Below are 20,655 nucleotides of genomic sequence, written 5' to 3'. Positions count from 1 at the left end.
GCTCAAGCGCGGTTTACGATACGCCGACTAAGTGGGCGGCGATAGTTAAAAACGCTAAAAACGTCGTATTTTGGGCGACCGATCCTATCGTAACAAATCAAATTTCATCCGTGCCTCCTACTCACGAGGGCTACGTAGGTATAAAAGAGCTTAAAAAATCGGGCATTAAAACATATAGCGTAAACGCGATGGTAAACGATACGGCGCGCTACTTCGGCTCCGAGAATATCATCGTACGCCCTAATACCGACGCGGCGTTAATTATCGGCATGTGCCACCATCTGTTTACGAACAAGCTCTACGACGAGGAATTTATCAAAAAATACACCGTCGGATTTAATAAATTTAAAGACTACTTTATGGGCGAGACCGACAAAGTCGTAAAAGACGCGGAGTGGGCGAGCAAAATTTGCGGCGTAGCGGCGGATAAGATAAAAAGCTTCGCCGAGGCTTTGGCAAAAGAGCCTACGACCGTGCTTATAGGCCGCGCGCTTCAAAGAGCCGACCACGGCGAGCAGCCTTTCTGGGCGCTTATAGCTCTTAACGCGATGCTAGGCTATATCGGTAAAGAAGGCCTTGGCTTTGAGTTTAGCCTAGGATACGACTCGGGCGGTATGACGAATAAAATTTCACCGACGCTAAAAGGCATCAGCACGCGCATTAGCGAAAAATACGAAAATTTAGGCAAGGCCCCTTGGAAAGACGCTAAAAACGTCACCATTCCGTCCTCTCGTAGCATCGAGGCCTTAGAGTATCCCGGCAAAGAGATCGACTACGACGGCACCAAGATTAAACTACCTCGCATGAGAGTGGCGTATATGGCCTCAGGCTCGATGTTTACGCGCCATCAAGACGTAAACAACGCCGTCAAGCAGTGGAGAAAATTCGAAACCGTCATCACCGCCGAGCCTTATTGGACCAGCACGGCGAAATTTAGCGACATCGTACTACCCGTAGCTATCGAAGTGGAGCGTAACGATATAAACCAAACCGGCGACAGCGGCGAATATATCGTAGCCTATAAACCCGTCATCGCGCCGATGGGCGAGAGCAAGAGCGACTTTTGGATCTGCGAGCAAATTTGCAAACGCTGGGGCTACGGCGAGGCGTTTAGCGAGGGCAAGGACGAGCTCGGCTGGATGAAGGAATTTTACGCCGACGCGGCCGAGCAGGCCAAGGGGCTAAATTTAAGCATGCCTAGCTTTGAGGAATTTTACGAAAAAGGATTCGTGAGATTTGAAAAAGACGACGAGAGCAACGCGCTCTACACTCGCCTAGCCGCCTTCCGCGAAAACCCCGCTAAAAACCGTCTAGGAACTCCGTCGGGTAAAATCGAGCTATACTCGCCGACGATAGCGAAGATGAACTACGCCGACTGCCCTGCGCACCCTGCGTGGATCGAGCCTTTTGAATGGCTAGGCAACGCGAGCAAGAAGCATCCGCTGCATATCGTCAGCCCGCACTCTCGCTACCGCCTGCACAGCCAGTTAAACAACTCTATTATCAGAAATTTCGCCGAAGTCAGCGGACGCGAACCGATGCTAATCAACCCGAAAGACGCCAAAGAACGCGGTCTAGCTACGGGCGATATAGCGCGCGTATTTAACGATAGAGGCGAAATTTTAACGGGCGTTTTAGTAACCGACGTCGTGCCGCAAAGCGTCATAGCTATCTGCGAGGGCGCGTGGTACGACCCGGAAAATTGGGGCGAAAAGAGCCTATGCCAGCACGGCTGCGTAAACGTCCTAACACGCGACAAAGGCACTTCAAGCCTAGCGCAAAGCAACTCGGCTCACACCGCGCTAGCGCAGGTCGAGAAATTTAAAGGAGAGATTAGGCCGATACAGGCGTTTAGCAAACCTAAAATTTTGCAGTCGCTATAAAATTTAGCGCGTCGTCTCGCGAGTGCTTTTGAGAGAGATTTGAAATTTTAAGTCTGCGGCAAACTATTTGTCTAGCCTTGACTTAAAATTTCTGCACAACTCTCAAAATCATCTCGCGATACTTTCGCTTACGTTTTTTGGGCGGCGCGCCGTCTCGGCTTGTCTTTTTGCGTTCAAATTTGCAATCAGCCGATTTCAACAAACATTGCCTTTTGCTAAAATTTTACGCTTCTAGCGAAAACATATGCGCCGAAAATTTCAGGCGATACGAAGGCGAGACGAAATTTTCGTGCTGACGAAGTCAGGCGCCGCATCCGTTTGAGCGGGAGCGTAAAATTTATCTCTTATTTAAGCCCATTTTCTTTCGTATCCGTCAAATTCAAACGTAAATTTTGCGCGGAGTAAAAACTCTGCTAAAATTGGCTCAAATTTAACCCAAAGGCCGCGCCGTGCAAATCCCAAGTTTGATCCGAAATTTTATCCGCAAACGTATCGTTTCAGAGTGCGTTTTACTGCCTTTTTTCTACCCTAAGGAGGGCGAATTTGAGAGTTTTCAGGAGGGGCATAGGCTAGCTAGCCGCAAAACGGGCGAGGAGCTGCCGCTGCCGTTGCAAGACAAGCTTGCCTCGCTCGGGGTTAAATTTAACGCGCAGGAGATATCTTTTAGCGAAAATTTATCGCGCGTCAAGGCTAATTTATCCAAATTTCGCTATCATACGCCGCATTTTTTAAAAAGGATAAACATGAAAAAATCACTGCTTTTCGTCGCGCTTTGCGCTTTTGCCGGACAGCTTGCGGCTGCTGAGATGCCTGCTGCTTGCGAGGAGTACAAAAAGGTTTCTTACGATTTCATCGATTCGATGGCAAAACAAGCCCAGGCTCAGGGTAAAAAGGACTTTGACGTCGCCGCGACGAAAAAAGAGTTTGAGGCCGACTACGCGAGCATAAAAAAGATGAACAAAGAGGAACAAGAATCTACGTGCAACCAAGGCATAGCCGAGGTAAAAGAGCTTGAAAATATGCTAAAAATGATGGGATCGATAAAGTAAATTTAAGCGGCTTCAGCTTATTTATGCTCCCAAAATCCGCGTTTAAATATCAAATTTGAGCGCGGATTTTTAAATTTACTCAAATTTACAAAACCGTCACTCAGGCACGCAAATTTCGCTGCGCCGCATCGCTTTTACCGTGCAAAAGCCCACGATACCTATAAAAACGCATAAGATAGCAAAACCTGCCGCTCCCGCAAATAAGAAAAATTTGATCCCGTTAAACTCAAACGCTCGCAAAAATGCTATGCTAGCCGCAGCCGTCGGAAAGGTAAACGCCCACCACGAGAGGAAAAATTTAAGCCGCAAAAAGCTTTTAAACATAAAAAGGATGAGAAGCGCGAAAAATAGCGTGACGTAGAGCATGATCTTTGCCGTCGCGTCGAATCCGCCGGTGAGCTTGACGTAGTCCAAAAACGCCATCGCGGGCGGCGCGATCACGATAAAAAGCGTCGGGATAAATTTCTGCGGCATCTGATCGTGAAATATGATGCGGTAAAACAAAACCGCAAAAAGCACGGGCCAAAAAAATATCCCGATCGCAAAATAATACCACGCAAGCTCGCTCGCGGCGGGCGCGGCAAGCGGGACGAAGAGATTACCCACGATCGGGATAAACCACGCGGGGTTTGAGTGCACGATCTGGACGTTATTTTTGATCCAAAAGGAGACGACGTGCAGCGTGATAAAGGTCTGAAATGCCGTGCCTGCGCAAAAAAGCGCGTCGTAAACGGGCGCAAAGTCCCGCCAGAGCGAGGCGACTAAGAGCGTGCCGATCGAAAAAGCGGCGAAAAAATTTACCCGCACCGGATGGAAAAACTCCGCCTTGCAAGCTTGCGGATATCTGATCAGCTTTGCCGCGTAACAAGCGCAGATGAGCGCGTATGCTAGGCTCGCCGCGCCGCGTAAAATCTCAAAAATCGCGCCTGAAATATCAAAGATCAAATTTAGCCGTTCGTATGCGAGAGCTAGCCCGCCAAGCCCCATAACTACGGTGTAAAACATGATCGGAAAGTGCTGCAGCCAGCTTGATTTTTCGTCCTGCGTTTTCATATTTTTCCTCGTTTTTTCTAAATTTTAGCCGAATTTTAGCGCAATTTCGGTGAGTTAGTCACGAAATAAATCAATGCTTAAAATATTTTGTAGCTAAATTTTATCACCGCGTTTTTACGTAAAAGAAAATATAATTAAACAAAACCGAATTTAACCAAGGAGCGCGTATGTCGAGGGATGAGCTAAATGATATGCTAAAGCAGCGGTTTACGTCTAAATTTACGCTTGATGCGCAAGATGAAGAGGCGGTGTTAAAAAGCGCGACGCTAAAAAGCTTTAAAAAAGGCGAGAGGATATACCCAAAAGACGGCTGCCTTGGTTACGCGATCATCATAAGCGGGCGTGCGCGCGGGCTGGTTAGCACGAGTAATTTTAAAGAGATCACCGTTTTTAACCTGCAAGACGGCGATAGCTGCATGCTGTGCGGCTTTTGTTCGCTAGGAGTACTACAAGCGGAGATAAATTTACAAATCGAAGATGACGTGCGGATGATTTTGATCCCGAGAGAGATCTTTAAGAGGCTACGCGAAAACTATCCGCAGGTGGCAAATCACGCGCTAGAGCTCATGGCGACGCGATTTAGCTCGGCGATAACCGCTATGGATCAGACGCTGTTTTTACCTCTAGCTCGGAGAATAATAAATTTCCTCGAGCAAAACGGCGCGAAAAACGGGCTAAAGATCACGCACGAACAGATCGCAAACGACATCGCTAGCGCGAGAGAGGCGGTATCAAGAGCGCTAAAAGAGATGCAGAAAAAGGGGCTCGTCGAGCTAAAACGCGGAGTCGTGACGTTAAGGTGACTTTGTTACATATTTAAATTTTAAAATGCGCTATGATTTGACAATAACTTCTAAAAGGAGCTTTTATGCAAAGCATCGACAGAAGAGGTGTCTTGAAAATTTTAGGCGCGGCGGGGCTAGCGGCGGCGGGAGTCGCAGGAGCTAGCAAGCTAAATGCGGGAGAAAATGCGGACATCCGCGCAAATATCCTGATAATCGGCGGCGGTCTAGGCGGCATCAGTCTAGCGGCGAAACTACGAAGAGATATGCCAAACGCCGAACTAACGGTCCTTGATAAGGACGAGTACTTTTACTATCAGCCCGGCTTTACGCTTATCGCAGCCGGTCACTATCTGCCCGAAGACATAACCTACGAAAAATCAAATTTGATCCCAGACGGCGTAAAATGGATAAAGCAAAACGCTGCTTCCATCGATCCTGGGGCAAATTCCGTCAAGCTAGAGGACGGGTCAAATTTAAACTACGACTACCTCGTGATAGCTAGCGGAGCGGAGTATGAGTTTGAGAGCGTGAAAGGGCTTAGCGCCGACGATATCGGTAGCGACAACGTGACTTCTATTTACACGATCCCAGGCGCCGTTGCTATGTCCGGCATAATGAAAAAAGTCGGCAAAGAAGGCGGCAAGATAGTCTTTAGCGACAACAAAACACCGATGAAGTGTTCGGGCGCAAATAAAAAAGTAACGCTGCTAACCGAAGATATGGCGCGAAATTTGGGTAACAGAGACAAGCTTGATATCTCGATATACTCGGGTGCGCGGACGATATTTTCCGCTCCGATTTATGCTAAAATGATAGAAGGGATGCTGGAAGAGCGAGACGTGAAGTATTTTACCTCGCATCAGCTGGTTGAGGTGGATAAAAGTGCTAATATAGCGGTATTTGAGCACGCTATGCCGTACCGTGAAAACGGCGAAAATAAACTCGCTAAAGAGCTAGTCGAAGTAAAATTTGACTACCTACACCTAGTGCCTCGCATGAAGGCTTCTAAAATATACGCCGATGCAGGGCTAAGCGTAGAAAAGGGTGATGCGGCAGGCAACTGGATTAGCCTCACGCGCGAAACGCTGCAACACTCGAAATTTAAAAATATATTTGCTATCGGCGACGTTTGCGGATTTCCCGCCGGCAAAACCGGAGCTAGTATACGCAAGATGTACCCCGTGTTAGCGCAAAATTTAGCCGACGTCATAAAAGGACGCGAACCGAGTGCTAGATACGGCGGCTACACCGCCTGCCCGCTACTAACGAAATTCGGCAAGGCGGTGATGGTAGAGTTTAACTGGACGGGCAAGCCCGAGCCTACGATAGCGTGCATGGGCGCGACTCGCGAGAGCTACCTAAACTGGGCGATGAAGCTATATATGATGAAGCCGATGGTCATGCAAGGCATGATAAGAGGTCTAGCGTAAAGGAGAGAAAATGCAAAACGTCGGGATTTTAGATAAAACTATCCGCCTAGTAATCGCTGCTGTTTGGATATACGCATTTGGGTTCGTCTGCGAGTGCTGGCTGTGGCTGGTCGGACTCGTGCCGCTACTGACGGCTGTTTACGGTTATTGTCCTCTTTATAAATTTTTTGGTATAAATACGTGTAAAAAATGTAAAAACAAAGAAAGGAAAACGCAATGCTAAGCAGGAAAACTAGGATAATAAGAGCACTGATCGGACTAGCGATAATGATCGCCGGAGCGGTGTTTAGCAGCTGGTGGGGGCTGGTCGGGCTCGTGCCGTTTATCGTGGGCGTCACGGGATTTTGCCCTGCTTGCTACTTTTTAAACCGCTGTTCGCTAAAGCGTTAAATTTAGCCGATTTTACTCGTGCGGGCTTAAATTTAATCTCAAATTTGAGTCCGCGCTTTGTTTTTATGTAAATTCAAATTCAGCTTTTATAAACCGCGCTCTTTACGGTGCGAATTTAGCCGTCCGCACCGTCAAATTTAACTCCCGCTTACTCATTTTTAACGCGATATGCATCAAATTTAAGCTAAAATACGCCAAATTTTAAAAAGGATAAACGTGAACGATTTTAAAAGATTAAACGAGCTAGTATCGGCCGGCAAAGACGAGCTAAACGCGATGTACAGGCAGCTAGATAACCCAAGCCAGATCGTGCAAAATATGCTAAAAATCGCAGGGTTTAAGGGTGAAAAGAGCGAAAAAGTCGCGGTTTTACGCCGCATAGTCGATCTAAAGGTTGAGCCGCTAGAAAACGAGCTAAAAAAGCAGGGACGCGAGGAGGCCGCGATACAGAGCATAAAAGACGAAGCTTTTGAGCTCGTGCGCGAGTTTTACGAGGTGCGCTTTGAAAAGCTTTTGGCGCGGGTAAAAGAGGAAAAAATTTTAGACGAGTTTTACTCGGCGCTACTTGGCGGCATGCACGGCGCGGGAGTAGCGATGAACGCGTGGCAAAGCGCGTGGGACAGGCAAATCCTGCAAACGACGAATAAAGAATTCGAAGCTAAATTTGCAAGTATGGCCGAAGCGATCAAATTTATCGACGAAAACGGCCTTTACCAAAAAGACGGCGGGCAAAAGGGCGAGCGAAGCTACGGCGCAGTCCTCAAAAACGGCGAAAAATACGCCTTCGCGCCGTATGCCGCGGCCTTTGAAAAAGAAGTTAAGCGCGTGGCGGATGCGCTGGATGAGCTAATCAAAAACCTAAAAACGCTAGCCGCAAGCGACGAGCAAAGAGCTTATGTGAGGTATTTTGAAAAGCTAAAGGCGGCGTTTTGCGAACAAGAAAACGACCGCGTAATCCCTGCGTGGCAGGACGCCGAGCGCGCGTGGATGGAGGTAAAAGGCCCGCTGCAGCCCGGCCATCCGCTAGAGTACTACGAGGATGCCTACACGCACGCCGTCGCGCTCGAGTGGGACGTGAGGCTAGCGGGTGCTAGCGACTTTGACGAGGAGAAATTTAAAGCTAGCGTCATCCGCGCCTACGAGCAAATTTGCCGCGAGTGCGGGATAGAGGACGCCCTGCTCGCGCGCCAAGTGACGCAAAACGTCGCGCGCACGCAGACATATATCAGCGTGCCGATGATCTACTACGGCGCCGAGCTAAACGGGCTTTTCTCCGCGCAGGTCGTGCCAAACGACGAGACCGTGAGCAAGGAGCGCGGCAAAAAGATATTCGCCTTCGTCGAGCACGTTTACGAGAGCGCCAAGGCAAGACCGTTTATGAGGCTTAGCGGGGAGATTTTTTCGCGCGAGTTTTTGGACTACGGGCGCGAAATTTTGTTTAAAAAGCCGCAAATTTGGAAGAAAACCTACGAAATCTCCACGATCGGCCACGAGTTTGGGCACATACTTTTCGTCGGCACCGATACGGAAAAGGCGATGAACGCGGGCGGCGAGTTTAAATTTATCGAGGAATACAAGGCGACCACAGGCGGGCTAGTAAATTTCTTTATCGGCGGCGACGCGAGCTATGAGATGAGCGTATTTCACGAGCTGATCGCCCGCGCGGTCGGACTTATCGCGTGGCGCGAGGTCGATGAAGTGCGCGCGTACTACTGCGAGGGGCTCATCCATCTTAGCTTGCTGTTTGACTCGGGCGCGCTTAGTTTTGAAGGCGGCGCTTTGCTCGTCAAATTTGACTGCGAGCACTACGCTAAATTTAAAGAAATCTGCCTTGCAAACTACAAAAATTTGGCGCTTCACTACGCAAGGCGCGCACCTGCGGGCGAGTTTTTGGCGAGATTTTGCGACAAAGAGGGCAAAAGCTACCTGCCAAAACACGCGCAGGCAAGGGCCTTTGTAGAGCATTACTACGCCCGCTACAAGGCTATCGGAAACGAGCTTGACGAGAGCGGCGAATGGGAGAAGTGGCAAGCGGGAGAGAAATAGGGCGCGTTTACGGCGTCAAATTTAGCCTTTGCTCGCTGCTGATTGGGCTATAAATTTCCCTTTTTGAGCGGCCGAGACCCGCACCTTTTTGACGCTAAATTTGCGCTATAAAGTTGCGGGTTTTTCGAGTCAAATTTAAACCCCGCTTGACGCAAGATAAGCCAAACGCGGCGGATTGTCGCTAAATTTGCAAAATTAAATAAAAATAGAAAGGATAAAAATGGAAAAAACATTAGAAGGCATGGGCGAGCCGCGCATGAAGCAGGTCGCCTTGCCAAAAGATACCAACTCTGCGGGAAACATTTTTGGCGGCTGGATACTAAGCCAGATCGACCTTGCGGGCGCTCAGGCCGCGCGCGAAGTGGCTCCCGAGCGTGTCGTGACGATCTCGATGCAAGAGATTATATTTAAACAGCCCGTTTTCGTCGGCGATGTCGTGAGCTGCTACGCCAAGATAACGGAAGTGGGCAACACCTCGATCAAAACCAAGATCGAAGTCACGGCGCTGCGGCTAAATGCGGCGGGCTTTCGCGAGTGCATACACGTGACATCCGCGATCGCGACCTACGTGAGCGTGACCAAAGACGGCGCGAAAAAACCGATCGATCCGGAGTTAAAAAAAGCGCACGGATTTTGATCTGTTCGGCTTAAGGGCTTGGAGCAAGCTGGCTCGCCAGGCTCTTTAACGCGTCAAATTTGACTCGGTTTTGCGGTTTGACGGCTGGCAAACGAGTCAAATTTGACTAAATTTACGCGGCTTGCTAGCGAAATCAAATTTTGTTTTGCCGAGTCGGCGGTCAAATTTGGCTCGCCAAAACCCACGCTAAATTTATCGCGCTCCAAAATGACTCGCCATAAAATTTAAAAATCCCAAAACGCTCGCACTATCAGAAACGACTCAAATTTAAACTTTCAAATTTAACCGCCTTTTGTTCGCTTTACGCCTCACAATCGGATCAAATTTGATTAAGCGTTGAAGTAGAATTTTAAGTTACATTAATACAATAACTAATTCCAATCTTAATAAAATCTCTCAATACGCCTTTATAAGTAACTAAAATGATACGCTTTAAATTACGATGTAATGGTGATTTTAGCTACATATACCTACATAAAATATAAATTAAATCTTAAATTTAGAAACTGGTTTATGATATTAAGAGAATTTATTATCTTTTAAGGACAAATATGCGAATATTTCATATTTAATAAATGTGCAAATTTTGCACATCGGAAAAGGAGAAAAAATGGCAAAGACCGGTAAAGTCATATGCCCGTACTGCGGCACGGGCTGTCAGGTCGAGCTTCACGTAGAAAACAACGTGATAAGAAGCGCGCTAGGAGTGCAGGATAACCCCGTAAATCAGGGCAATCTGTGCTTAAAGGGCTTTTACGGCTGGGACTACGTGGGGGCGCCCGACAGACTAACAAAACCGCTAATTCGCAAAAAAGACGGCGTATTTAGCAAGGACGGAGATTTTGAAGAGGCTAGCTGGGATGAAGCGCTCGATCTAGTCGTCTCAAAGATGAAAGAAGTAAAGGAAAAATACGGTCCGGACGCGCTAGTAGGCAACTACTCGGCTCGCTGTACGCTAGAGGACAACTACGTCGCGCAAAAGGTAATGCGCGCCGTAATCGGCACGAACAACGTCGACCACTGCGCTAGAATTTGACACGCTCCGACTGTGGCAGGTCTTGCCAAAACAATCGGTAACGGAGCGGCGACAAACAGCTTCACGGAGATCGGACCTTATAGTAATTGTATCTTGATGATCGGCTCAAATCCCGAAAACGGCCACCCGATCGCGGCTATGCACATACAGCGCGCGCTAAACCGCGGCGCTAAGCTCATCGTGGTAGACCCGATAAAAACGGAATTTGCCAGCCGAGCGGACGTGCATTTGCAGCTAGCGCCAGAGCACAATATCGCGGTTATAAACTCGCTTATTTACGTTATTTTCGAGGAAAATTTGGTCAACTGGGACTTCGTAAACGAATGCACTAAGGGCGTAGAATACGTACGCGAAGCGGTCAAGGACTATTCGCCTGAAGCCATCGCTAGCTACACCAACCTAAACCCGCAGGACGTGAGAAAAGCGGCCCGCATGTACGCGACTATCCGTCCGGCCGTCATCACGCACGGTATGGGCGTTACGCACTTTAACCACGGCGTGGGCGCAGTTTGCGATATATCGAATTTATTCCTTTTAACCGGAAATATCTGCGAGCTAGGAAGCGGCGACCTACCGATACGCGGTCAAGAAAACGTCCAAGGCTGCTGCGATATGGGCGTGTTGCCGAATATTTTTCCAAATTTAGGCTCGGTAACCGATCCAAAACAGCGCGAGTGGTTTGAGCAGGTTTGGCATCTAGAGCCTGGCTTCCTAAACGGTAAAATCGGCATCCATAAAACAGAAGTGCCAAACGCTATCCTTGACGGCAGAGTGCATTTTTTCTGGACGATGGGCGAAAACCCGGTTATGACCGATCCAAACACCAACCACTTCCTAAAAGCGATCTCTAAAGTAGATATGTACGTGGTTCAAGATATCTTTTTAACCGAAACGTCGCGTAAAGCGGACGTAGTTTTGCCGGGCGTGGCAAGTAGCGAAAAAGAAGGTCTCTACGCCAATGCTGAGCGCCGCGTACAGCACAACGAGCACGTCATCACGCCTCCGGGAGACGCCAGACAAGACTGGTGGATCATCTGCGAGATCGCGCGAAGGCTCGGAGCGACCGAGGGATTTAACTTTAACTCGCCTGAAGAAATTTGGGAAGAAGTACGCAAGTGCGACCCTAGAAGATACGGCGGCATGAGCTACTACCGCATCAAAAAGCACCACGGCTTGCACTGGCCGTGTCCGGACGAAAACGACATGGGCGGACAGAGCCTATATCTGGATAAAAAATTCTTTACGCCAGACGGCAAAGGTAAATTTATCCCTTGCTTGCACGTAAAGAGCGTCGCAGATATCGAGCCGGCGAAAGCCGAGTTTGCTAAACGCGTAAATTTGCCGCCTGAATACGAAGTGATGGCCGGCAGCGTGGATGAGCCGACCGATCCGGAGTATCCGATACAGCTACTAACTACGCGTAAAGTCTATCAGTACGCCGGCGGTGTCATGACTAGACGCTCAAAAGCTATCGAAGAGGGCGGCGACAGCATCGGACCGATCGCGGAGATGAACCCTGCGCTAGCCGAGCGCTACGGCATCAAGCAAGGAGACTTCATCAAAGCATGGAGTAGATACGGCTACATCGTCATCAAAGCAGATGTCACGGACATCGTCCCAGACGGCGTCATCCAGATGACCTACCACTACTGGGAGAGCTGCTGCAACGAGCTAACGAGCAACGGCTGGGACTTCATCAGTAAGACCCCGACCTTTAAGGCCGCCATCCAGATCCAAAGGATCGAGGAGGAGGAGTTTTTGCGTATTCGCGAGCTAAAACGCATCAAATTCCAAACCAACAAGGTCATCTACGACGACTATCACCACGAGTGATTTTTTAGCCTCGTTCGCAAAACCGCGGGCGGGGCTTTTTAAATTTAGCTTTCAAATTTAGCCTCAAATTTCGCTTCTTTTTAAATTATTTAAAAATATATCTTATTTTAATATGCATTTTTGTAATATTATAAATTTATATCTCACAAGGAGCAAAAGATGAAAAAATTTCTCACGACGCTGCTTTTAAGCGCTATCGTCGCGCTAGGAGCCGAGGTCAAAACCATCACCGATATGACGGGCAACGAGGTCAAAATCCCTGCCCAAACGCAAAAGATAGCCGCACTTTGGCACGCAAACAACCAAGTGATTTTGGTGTTAGGCGGCGCGGATAAGATCGTAACTACGACCGATCAGATCAAGAAAAACAAGTGGTTTGCTAAAATTTACCCTCGCATCGCTGAGGTGCCGGCCGCGCTAAACGGCAACGATATCCAGATCGAGGAGCTCGTTAAACTAGCGCCGGACGTAGTCGTCGTGTCAAATAAAAATTTCCAAGAAAACCTTACTAAAAACGGTTTTAGCGCGGCGAATTTGATATTTCGCGACTACGACGATATGAAAAAAAGCGTGCTGCTAACGGCCCAGATCATCGGCGGCGACGCGGCTAGCAAGGCAAAAGATCTAAACGAAAATCTAGACGCCAACATCGCGCTAGTTAGCGAGCGAACTAGCAAGCTAGACGACGCTGCGCGCCCTAAAGTACTACACATCGTAGGCGGCGCAAACTTGCTAAAAATCGACGGCACTAAAACTATCATCGACACGTGGGTGAGATACGCAGGCGGTAAAAACGCGGTGCAAAAAGAGGGCAGTATGATAGAAATCACGGCCGAAGAGATCGTGGCCGCGGATCCTGATATCATCATCGTGGGCGGCGCGGACAATCAAAAAGCGGTTGAGAAAATTTACGCCGATCCCGTATTTGCAGGGCTAAAAGCAGTCAAAGACAAAAAAGTCTACGGCAACCCAAAAGGCGTATTTAGCTGGGATAGATACGGCGCAGAGTCGGCTCTACAAATTTTATGGGCGGCCACTATCGTTCAGCCGGAGCTCTTTAAAGACGTCGACGTAAAAGCCCAAACTAAGGCGTTTTATAAGAAATTTATGAACTACGAGCTTAGCGACGTAGAATTTGACTACATCCTAAAAGGACTAAATCCGGACGGCAGCAAATAGTCAAATTTGAGCGATTTTGCCGGGTTTACCGGCAAAATCAAAAGGAAGCAAAGATGAAAAAAAGGATGCTTGCATTTGGCGCGGCGTGCCTTTGCGCGGCACTTAGCGCGCAGGCGGCGGATCTGAAATTTGACCCCGATAAATTTGAAACTCGCTCTATAAAATCTGGCGAAAAAGAGATCAAATTTAGAGCCTACGAGGGGATAGTTTACGTAGCAAATCCCGTGGATAGCGAGTATCAGAGGTTAAATTTTTACGTCCCAGCGCAGTATTTCGAGGGCGGCAAAGACAAAAACAGTAAAAATGCGACGGGCAAATTTGACGCGGCAAGCGCTCCGATCTTTTTGCCAAACTCCATCGGCGGATATATGCCGGGCAAGCCTTTTACGCCCGCCCTTGATAAAAACGGCAAGCCAAACGCGGTGCTAGCGGCGCTTGAGCGCGGTTACGCGGTCGCTGCGCCAGGAGCTAGAGGCAGGAGCTCAAAGGACGCAAACGGCAAATTTAGCGGCAAAGCGCCCGCCGCCATCGTCGATCTAAAGGCCGCCGTGCGGTATCTCAAATTTAACGACGCAGCGATGGCCGGCGACGCGAACAAAATCGTATCAAACGGCACGAGCGCGGGCGGAGCGATGTCGGCGCTGCTCGGCGTCTCGGCAAACGCAAGCGAGTTTGAGCCGTATCTGGCCGCACTCGGCGCCGCAAAGGCTAGCGACGAGATCTACGCCGCTTCAGTCTATTGCCCGATTACGAACCTAGAAAACGCCGACGCAGCCTACGAGTGGATGTTTAGCGCGCAGACGAAATACGAGAAAATGAACTTTAGCGCGTTTGATGCGGCGGGATTTAACGACCGAAGCGGTAAGCCAAAAACCGTCTCAGGCAAGCTAACCGCAGAGCAAAAAGAGCTCTCCGTCGCGCTAAAATCGGCCTTCCCCGCCTACGTAAATTCGCTAAATTTAAAAGACGCCAAAGGGCGCGCGCTCACGCTTGAGCCTAGCGGCGAGGGAAGCTTTAAAGAGTACGTCAAAAAGACGCTCTCAGACTCTTTCGCGGCTGCGAAAAGTCGGGAGAAAAGCCTGCTAAAGCCCGAGTTTTTCACGCTTGAAACGCAGGGCTGCACGCTTGGATATGATTTTAAATTTGAAGACTTTGTTCTATCTATGCCGCGCGCTAAAGCTACACCCGCATTTGACGGACTAGAGCTACAAAATCCCGAAAACGACTTTTTCGGCGATGCGGACGCGGCGGCGAAGCACTTTACCGAATTTGGCGCAAAACGCGGCACGGGCGAGAGCGCGGATGCTAAAATCATAAAAATGGTAAACGCGATGAGCTATCTAGGCAATAAAAGCGCGGCCAAATTTTACCGTATCAGGCACGGCGCGGCCGACTCCGACACGGCTCTAGCGACACCGCTTATCTTGGTGCTGGGGCTACAAAATGCGGGCAAAATGGTTGATTTTGCGGTGCCTTGGGGGCAAGGTCACGGCGGCGACTATGATCTGGACGAGCTTTTTAGGTGGATAGACCGCGTCGTAAAATAGCTTAAATTTGACGCGGCGAAAATTTGCTTTCAAATTTGGCGTAGCGAAAATTTGCGGAAACGTTAGATTTAAATTTGATAACGCGGCAAGGGGCGCCTAGCTCAAATTTATCGTTAGTGCCAAGCCTTAAACGCAAAACGGCGGGTAAATTTGACCCAAGCGGCTTAAATTCGGCGCTTAGCGCAAGGGTTATCTAGGTCGCAAAAAACCGCCTTTTGGCTCGCCGTTTTTGCGTGGCGATCGCAAATAAGAAACAAAAACTTCGCTCGCCAAGTTAGCGACAAGGCAAATTTAGCCCTTTTGCGAGCGATTTTCGTGCGAGGCTGTCGCGGACGCAGATTTTATTTTAGGAGAAAGATGAAAAATATTAGCTTTAAATTTACGCTGATTTTGCTAGCCGTGCTGACCGTGGTTTGCGGCGTGGTTGCGCTCGGCGTGGGCAGGTTTTACGTGGCTCCCGGCGATGTGCTTAGCGTGATCGGCGGCTTTTTTGGAGTGCCGACGGAGACCGCGGCAAATATCCAAAACGTCGTCGAAAATATCCGCATACCGCGCATCATAGCAGCTATCCTCGTCGGAGCCGCGCTTAGCATCAGCGGAGCGGCGTATCAGGGCGTCTTTCGTAACCAGCTAGTTAGCCCCGATCTGCTGGGCGTTTCGGCGGGCGCTTGCGTGGGAGCCGCGGTTGCTATCATGTTTGATTTATCTCTTTTTTGGGTGCAGGCGTTAGCATTCGTCTGCGGGCTAGCGGCCGTAGGTATGACGCTATCCATACCGCGTCTGATGGGGCGCTCTAGCACGCTGATGCTGGTGCTTTCAGGTATCGTCGTTAGCGGTCTGATGGCTTCTGTTATCGGCTTTTTAAAATACGTCGCCGACCCCGAGACCAAGCTGCCCGACATCGTTTACTGGCAGCTAGGCAGCCTCGCTAAGATCGACGCTGGCAATCTCAAATTTATAGCGCCCGTGATGATAGCCTGCGCGGTGCTGCTCGTAGCGATGAGCTGGAGGATAAACCTACTCTCGCTAGGCGACGAGAGCGCGGCAAGGCTGGGCGTAAACGTAACGCTAGAACGCGGCGTCATCATCGTCTGCGCGACGCTACTAACGGCATGCAGCGTGTGCGTGAGCGGTATCGTGGCGTGGGTGGGGCTGCTGATGCCCCACCTTGCGCGCATGCTAGTGGGTGCGAACAACGCCCGTAGCCTGCCTGCTAGTATATTTATGGGCGCGATATTTTTACTATTTGTAGACACCCTAGCGCGCACGATCAGCGTGAGCGAGGTGCCTCTGGGCGTACTTACGGGCTTTATCGGCACGATATTTTTCGTCTGGGTACTCTGGCGAAATAAAAAGGTTGCGTGATGCTTGAGGTTAAAAATCTAAATTTCGCCTATCCAAACGGCGCTGGTAGGCTAGAAAACGTAAATTTACGCGTCGGCAAGGGCGAGATACTAACGATACTAGGGCGAAACGGCGCGGGCAAATCGACCATGCTAAGCCTAATCAGCGGCACGCAGGCCCCCCGCTCGGGCGAAGTTTGGCTAGGCGGCAAAAATAGCGCCCAGCTTAGCAACAAAGAGCGCGCCAAAATCATGGCCTACGTCGCTCAAAGCGAGATCTGCGAGTACGACTACACGGGCCTTGAGTTTATCACGATGGGGCGAGCGGCGCATCTGGGTATCTTTGCGCGGCCTAGCGAGGAGGATACGGCCATAGCGCGGGAGTTTACCGCAAAGCTTGAGATCACGCACCTTGAGGATAAATTTATCACTCAGATGAGCGGCGGACAAAAGCAGATGTGCTCGATCGCGCGCGCGATGGCTGCAAAGCCGCAGATCATCGTGTTTGACGAGCCGACCTCGGCGCTGGATTTTGGCAACCAGTATAAATTCCTACGCACCGTTAAGCAGCTAAAAGAGCAAGGCTACACTATCGTGCTAACGACGCACAATCCCGATTTTGCCGTACTTTTGGGTGGCTACGTGGCGTTAGTTAAGGGCGGCGGCGAGGTGGCTTTTGGCAGCGTGGACGAGATCATAGAAAGCGAGCATCTAAGCAAGCTTTACGGGCTAAATTTGAGCGTAGAGTACGTGGAACAAGTAGCCAGGAAGTGCTGCCTCACGTATCCGCTGTGAGCTGCGACGCGCGAGAAGCTGGGTAAATTTGCGCTACGCAAAATCAAAAAGAACGCGGGCAGGGATATGCAACAGGGCGGATAAATTTGTATGTCTTGAGTATGAGGCGTGCGTAACCGCGTTGCAAATTTGACTACTCCCGCTCGCCTAGTCGTTTGATGAAATTTGCTCTCAAATTTAGCTCAAATTTGAGGCTTATAAAATTTAACCGAGCCTTGGTGCGTTTTAGTCGGCGCGGCTCTACAAATTTGACGGCCCTATGTTTGCGCCGCCTGTAAATTCGCCGTTAAATTTAAAGCTCGCAAATTTGGGTAGCTTTTATTTTTCCCGCGTTGCGCGCCGGAAATGATTAAAATTGCTTCGTTAAAGCGGTCTTGCTAAAGCGAAGCAAAATCCTCTAAAAAGGCTCGTTTGCAAAAACGCAACAAAACGAGCCTTTGAGGGCAAAATTTACACGTATCCCTGATCTATCATCGCATCGGCCACTTTTCTAAAGCCCGCGATATTTGAGCCAAGCACCAGATTTCCCTCGTCGCCAAACTCTTTGCTAGTCTCGTAGCTAAGCTCAAAGATGTGATTCATTATGCCGTGCAGTCTATGATCTACCTTTTCAAAGCTCCACGCGGTCATGCCGGCGTTTTGCATCATCTCAAGGCCGCTTGTGCCCACGCCGCCCGCGTTTGCCGCCTTTGCCGGAGCGAAGTAAAAATCCTTTTGCGCGAGCATGAAATTTATCGCATCAAGCGTGCTTGGCATATTTGCGCCCTCAGCCACGAAGCGACAGCCGTTAGCATAAAGCGTCTTGATATCGGCTAGGTGAAGCTCGTTTTGCGTCGCGCACGGAAACGCCCCGTCGCACGGCACGTCCCACACACCGTTTCTGCCCTCTTTATACTCGCTTACGCTTACGTATTTTGCGTTCGGTCTAAATTTGACGTATTCGCTAAGGCGCGCGCGTTTTACTTCTTTTAGCTCTTTAAGCACCGCTAGATCGATGCCCTCAGCGTCGTAAACGTATCCGTTTGAATCAGAAACCGTGATAGGTAGCGCGCCTACTTGATAGAGCTTTTCTACTGTGTATATGGCGACGTTTCCGCTACCGCTTATGCTGCACTTTTTGCCCTCTAGCCCAAGGCCAGCTTTTTGCAGCATGTTTTGCGTAAAATAGACCAGTCCGTATCCGGTCGCCTCCGTGCGCGCTAGGCTGCCGCCCCAGTTTAGGCCTTTGCCCGTTAGTATGCCGTCAAATCTGCCCGTGAGTTTTTTATACTGCCCAAACATATAGCCGATCTCGCGCGCGCCCACGCCGATGTCGCCTGCGGGCACGTCTACGGTGTTGCCGATGTGGCGGTATAGCTCGCTCATAAACGCTTGGCAAAAGCGCATTATCTCGCCCTCGCTCTTGCCCTTTGGATCAAAGGTGCTGCCGCCTTTTGCGCCGCCGATATTTACGCCAGTGAGCGAGTTTTTGAAAATTTGCTCAAATCCAAGAAATTTTAGCACGCCAAGATCGACGCTTGGGTGGAGCCTTAGACCGCCTTTGTATGGGCCAACAGCTGAGTTAAACTGCACGCGGTAGCCGTTATTTACCTTTGGTCTGCCATCGTCGCCTGTGTATGTCACGCGAAAGATCACCGTGCGCTCAGGGATGACGATGCGCTCTAGGATCGCGTGTTTTTGGTACTTGCTCTCTCTTTTGATAAGCGGCTCTAGGCTGTTTAAAACCTCAGTCGCAGCTTGGACAAAGACGCCTTGACCTGGGTTGGTCTTCTTTATCCACTCCATCGTTTGTTCGATGTACTCGCTCATTTTTGCTCCTTTTTCCTTTTTTTGTAGTTAAATATTAGCTCGGCTAGAAAAAATTTTTATTTAAAGATATTTTAATATTTTTATTTTGGGCAATGAGTGTTACATATCGAAACTAAATTTATAAAATTTACTAAATTTGCGCCATCTCTTGCCAAAAATCAAGTGCCACGTCGTCTGCTTGGACAAAATTTAGGATATTCTGGGCTGATGGCGGGGCTTCGTCATTTAGCCTTGCTATATAGGTGCTAGCAAGCGCTATGAAAAATTTTTCAAAGTCACTCGCAACGCGTCTGCTGCAAAGCTCCTCATCTTCAAGTAGCCACGCATAGACCGCACCACTTGTGCAATCAAGCAAAAATATCCAAGGATCACCCACGGCAAAAACTATCAAATTTGCTGGGCGAGCTTCACCCTGCCACCATTTGCCTCCAAACTCATCTACGCTGTTTAGGCGCACTAGCTCGCTTGCGTAGTCGCCTCTACAGCCAAAGCTGACATTGCAAATTTCAAAGTTACCAAGGTCAAATTTGCTTAAAAGCTCTGTAAATTTGGCTGGGAAATTTACACCAAGGCTCTTTTGCGCTTGCATGATCGATGTGGCGTCCTTTTGCGGTAAAAGTCTCATACCAGTTATGCCCTCTTGCTCTAGCGGCAAGAAAATTTGATCTAGTTTTCTAGCGATCTCGTCTAATTTTAAAAACATACCAGTCCTTAAATTTGCTAAATTTGGCAAATTTTATCAAATTTAGCCAAGTGCGCTTTGAAATTTGGGTTATAATCGCCATAAATTTAAGGAGCTAGCGTGGTTAGATCATATCCTCTTGATATGCCTGGCGTGGAGTTTCGCGGACACGGCGTAACTGGCATTTACGAGATGGACGAGCGCATTGCATTTGTGCATTTTGCTTTTGGGGTGCCTAGCGAGCTAGAGATAGCTCAAAAACTAACGCCAAACTACGTGCTACTAGATACATTTTCACGCGACTTTAGCGAGCATAAAAGATCAACGCTTACCTATAAACAAAGCGAAATTTTTATAGCTAGCAATGCGCGTTGCTACCCAGAAAATGGCTACTTCGTGCTAAATACTAGATACTACAAGGGCTACATAAATTCCCCAGCAAAACTTATAAAGATAAGTGACGGGCTGATGAGCGAGCTCGGCGTTGCTAATGAGCCTGTAAAAGAGATATATAACGACGCTAAAACGTATGAATTTGATGGTTTTTGCGTGCGAATGAGCTCGCCATTTATGATGGAGTGTAAAGAAATTTTGGGCGGCACAGAGTTCAAAAGTGCGGCGAAAGATGAAAATTTAAACGCGAGTGTGCCACGTAAAGAGCAGGGCGCAAGGATAGGCAAGACCATCTGGCGGCTAAAGCTTGGCGCATATCTCTACACGCCAGTTTGCCTGAATGATGGGGTGCTTTACTTTGGCACCGCTGGCAAGGGCGGAGATCTATACGCCGTGGATGCAAAAAGTGGCGAAGTGGTGTTTAAGTTTAAAACCAGTGGCACGGAGCATTTTGTTTGGATCAAAGGTCAAATTTTGCTCGCAAACCGCAAAAATAAGCCAGTTTTGATAAGCGCTAAAGATGGCTTGCTATTAAAAGAGATAGAGTTTGAGAAATTTAGACTTGGCGCAGATCAGCTCATGCTAGTAAGCGGTGGCAGGCTCTATGCTGTGGCAAATGACGGAGCTAAAATTTACGCAGTTTGTGCGGAAATTTAGCCTTGGCGAAATTTATCGCCAAAGCCGCAATAAGATAAATTTATCTCTTCTTTTTATATCTTTTTATCGCCTCTACGATGACCTCTTCTAGGTCGTCATTTGGCTCTT

General features: G+C 49.0%; 18 protein-coding genes. 14 read left to right on the top strand and 4 right to left on the bottom strand.

All coding sequences use genetic code 11. The features are described from left to right. Together RWM02_RS09225 and RWM02_RS09220 are read left to right on the top strand one after the other, a co-directional pair. On the top strand, nucleotides 1-1,883 hold a 1,883-nt coding region (locus RWM02_RS09225; RefSeq protein ID WP_314071510.1), incomplete at its 5' end, for a molybdopterin-dependent oxidoreductase. Nucleotides 1,884-2,332: 449 nt separating this feature from the next. Continuing rightward, nucleotides 2,333-2,932: a DUF5339 family protein gene (locus RWM02_RS09220; protein WP_314071509.1), complete on the top strand. Its 600-nt coding sequence runs from the start codon at nucleotides 2,333-2,335 to the stop codon at nucleotides 2,930-2,932. A 96-nt stretch (nucleotides 2,933-3,028) separates the two neighbouring features. On the opposite strand, the gene RWM02_RS09215 is transcribed toward RWM02_RS09220, so the two are convergent. Further along, nucleotides 3,029-3,985: an SLAC1 anion channel family protein gene (locus RWM02_RS09215; RefSeq protein ID WP_314071506.1), complete on the bottom strand. Its 957-nt coding sequence runs from the start codon at nucleotides 3,983-3,985 to the stop codon at nucleotides 3,029-3,031. 167 nt (nucleotides 3,986-4,152) lie between these two features. On the opposite strand from RWM02_RS09215, the gene RWM02_RS09210 reads away from it, so the two are divergent. From RWM02_RS09210 to RWM02_RS09185, 6 genes are all read left to right on the top strand, one after another. Further along, nucleotides 4,153-4,788, top strand: a complete 636-nt coding sequence (locus tag RWM02_RS09210) for a Crp/Fnr family transcriptional regulator (protein ID WP_314071503.1) — start codon at nucleotides 4,153-4,155, stop codon at nucleotides 4,786-4,788. Nucleotides 4,789-4,853: 65 nt separating this feature from the next. Next, a complete protein-coding gene (locus RWM02_RS09205) occupies nucleotides 4,854-6,200 on the top strand; it encodes an NAD(P)/FAD-dependent oxidoreductase (protein ID WP_314071500.1) in 1,347 nt (448 codons plus the stop codon). A 10-nt stretch (nucleotides 6,201-6,210) separates the two neighbouring features. Then, the gene (locus RWM02_RS09200; RefSeq protein ID WP_002949192.1) at nucleotides 6,211-6,423 is read left to right on the top strand and encodes a YgaP family membrane protein; all 213 of its coding nucleotides are present in this window, start codon (nucleotides 6,211-6,213) and stop codon (nucleotides 6,421-6,423) included. Then, on the top strand, nucleotides 6,417-6,590 hold the full coding sequence (locus RWM02_RS09195; protein ID WP_314071498.1) for a YgaP family membrane protein: 174 nt from the start codon (nucleotides 6,417-6,419) through the stop codon (nucleotides 6,588-6,590). The genes RWM02_RS09200 and RWM02_RS09195 overlap by 7 nt, the downstream gene beginning before the upstream one ends. A gap of 216 nt (nucleotides 6,591-6,806) precedes the next feature. Beyond that, nucleotides 6,807-8,636 carry an invasion protein CiaB gene (ciaB, locus tag RWM02_RS09190; RefSeq protein WP_314071495.1) on the top strand — a complete coding sequence of 610 codons (1,830 nt, stop codon included), beginning with the start codon at nucleotides 6,807-6,809 and terminating at the stop codon, nucleotides 8,634-8,636. A 220-nt stretch (nucleotides 8,637-8,856) separates the two neighbouring features. Further along, nucleotides 8,857-9,273 carry an acyl-CoA thioesterase gene (locus tag RWM02_RS09185; protein WP_314071492.1) on the top strand — a complete coding sequence of 139 codons (417 nt, stop codon included), beginning with the start codon at nucleotides 8,857-8,859 and terminating at the stop codon, nucleotides 9,271-9,273. A 53-nt stretch (nucleotides 9,274-9,326) separates the two neighbouring features. Here the strand turns inward: RWM02_RS09185 and RWM02_RS09180 are convergent, their stop codons facing one another. Then, on the bottom strand, nucleotides 9,327-9,479 hold the full coding sequence (locus RWM02_RS09180; protein WP_314071489.1) for a hypothetical protein: 153 nt from the start codon (nucleotides 9,477-9,479) through the stop codon (nucleotides 9,327-9,329). A 404-nt stretch (nucleotides 9,480-9,883) separates the two neighbouring features. On the opposite strand from RWM02_RS09180, the gene RWM02_RS09175 reads away from it, so the two are divergent. The 5 genes from RWM02_RS09175 (at nucleotide 9,884) to RWM02_RS09155 (ending at nucleotide 17,006) form a co-directional block, all read left to right on the top strand. After that, nucleotides 9,884-12,142, top strand: a complete 2,259-nt coding sequence (locus RWM02_RS09175) for a molybdopterin oxidoreductase family protein (protein ID WP_314071486.1) — start codon at nucleotides 9,884-9,886, stop codon at nucleotides 12,140-12,142. Nucleotides 12,143-12,301: 159 nt separating this feature from the next. Further along, nucleotides 12,302-13,321: an ABC transporter substrate-binding protein gene (locus tag RWM02_RS09170; RefSeq protein ID WP_314071483.1), complete on the top strand. Its 1,020-nt coding sequence runs from the start codon at nucleotides 12,302-12,304 to the stop codon at nucleotides 13,319-13,321. A gap of 53 nt (nucleotides 13,322-13,374) precedes the next feature. After that, nucleotides 13,375-14,868, top strand: a complete 1,494-nt coding sequence (locus tag RWM02_RS09165) for a subtype B tannase (protein WP_314071480.1) — start codon at nucleotides 13,375-13,377, stop codon at nucleotides 14,866-14,868. 357 nt (nucleotides 14,869-15,225) lie between these two features. Then, complete coding sequence (locus RWM02_RS09160) at nucleotides 15,226-16,233, top strand: FecCD family ABC transporter permease (protein ID WP_314071477.1); 1,008 nt, start codon at nucleotides 15,226-15,228, stop codon at nucleotides 16,231-16,233. After that, nucleotides 16,233-17,006, top strand: a complete 774-nt coding sequence (locus RWM02_RS09155) for an ABC transporter ATP-binding protein (protein ID WP_314071475.1) — start codon at nucleotides 16,233-16,235, stop codon at nucleotides 17,004-17,006. Before RWM02_RS09160 ends, RWM02_RS09155 begins: the two co-directional genes overlap by 1 nt. Before the next feature lie 450 nt (nucleotides 17,007-17,456). On the opposite strand, the gene gdhA is transcribed toward RWM02_RS09155, so the two are convergent. Both gdhA and RWM02_RS09145 read right to left on the bottom strand, forming a co-directional pair. Continuing rightward, nucleotides 17,457-18,815 carry an NADP-specific glutamate dehydrogenase gene (gdhA, locus tag RWM02_RS09150; protein WP_314071473.1) on the bottom strand — a complete coding sequence of 453 codons (1,359 nt, stop codon included), beginning with the start codon at nucleotides 18,813-18,815 and terminating at the stop codon, nucleotides 17,457-17,459. Between the two features lie 130 nt (nucleotides 18,816-18,945). Next, entirely contained in the window at nucleotides 18,946-19,518 is a 573-nt protein-coding gene (locus RWM02_RS09145) for an SMI1/KNR4 family protein (protein ID WP_314071470.1), read from the bottom strand. 99 nt (nucleotides 19,519-19,617) lie between these two features. On the opposite strand from RWM02_RS09145, the gene RWM02_RS09140 reads away from it, so the two are divergent. Next, complete coding sequence (locus RWM02_RS09140; RefSeq protein WP_314071468.1) at nucleotides 19,618-20,547, top strand: outer membrane protein assembly factor BamB family protein; 930 nt, start codon at nucleotides 19,618-19,620, stop codon at nucleotides 20,545-20,547. Nucleotides 20,548-20,655 lie beyond the last annotated feature (108 nt).

The organism is Campylobacter showae (assembly GCF_963515975.1).
Taxonomy (GTDB): domain Bacteria; phylum Campylobacterota; class Campylobacteria; order Campylobacterales; family Campylobacteraceae; genus Campylobacter_A; species Campylobacter_A showae_F.
This window is presented reverse-complemented; position numbering and strand designations above follow the sequence as displayed.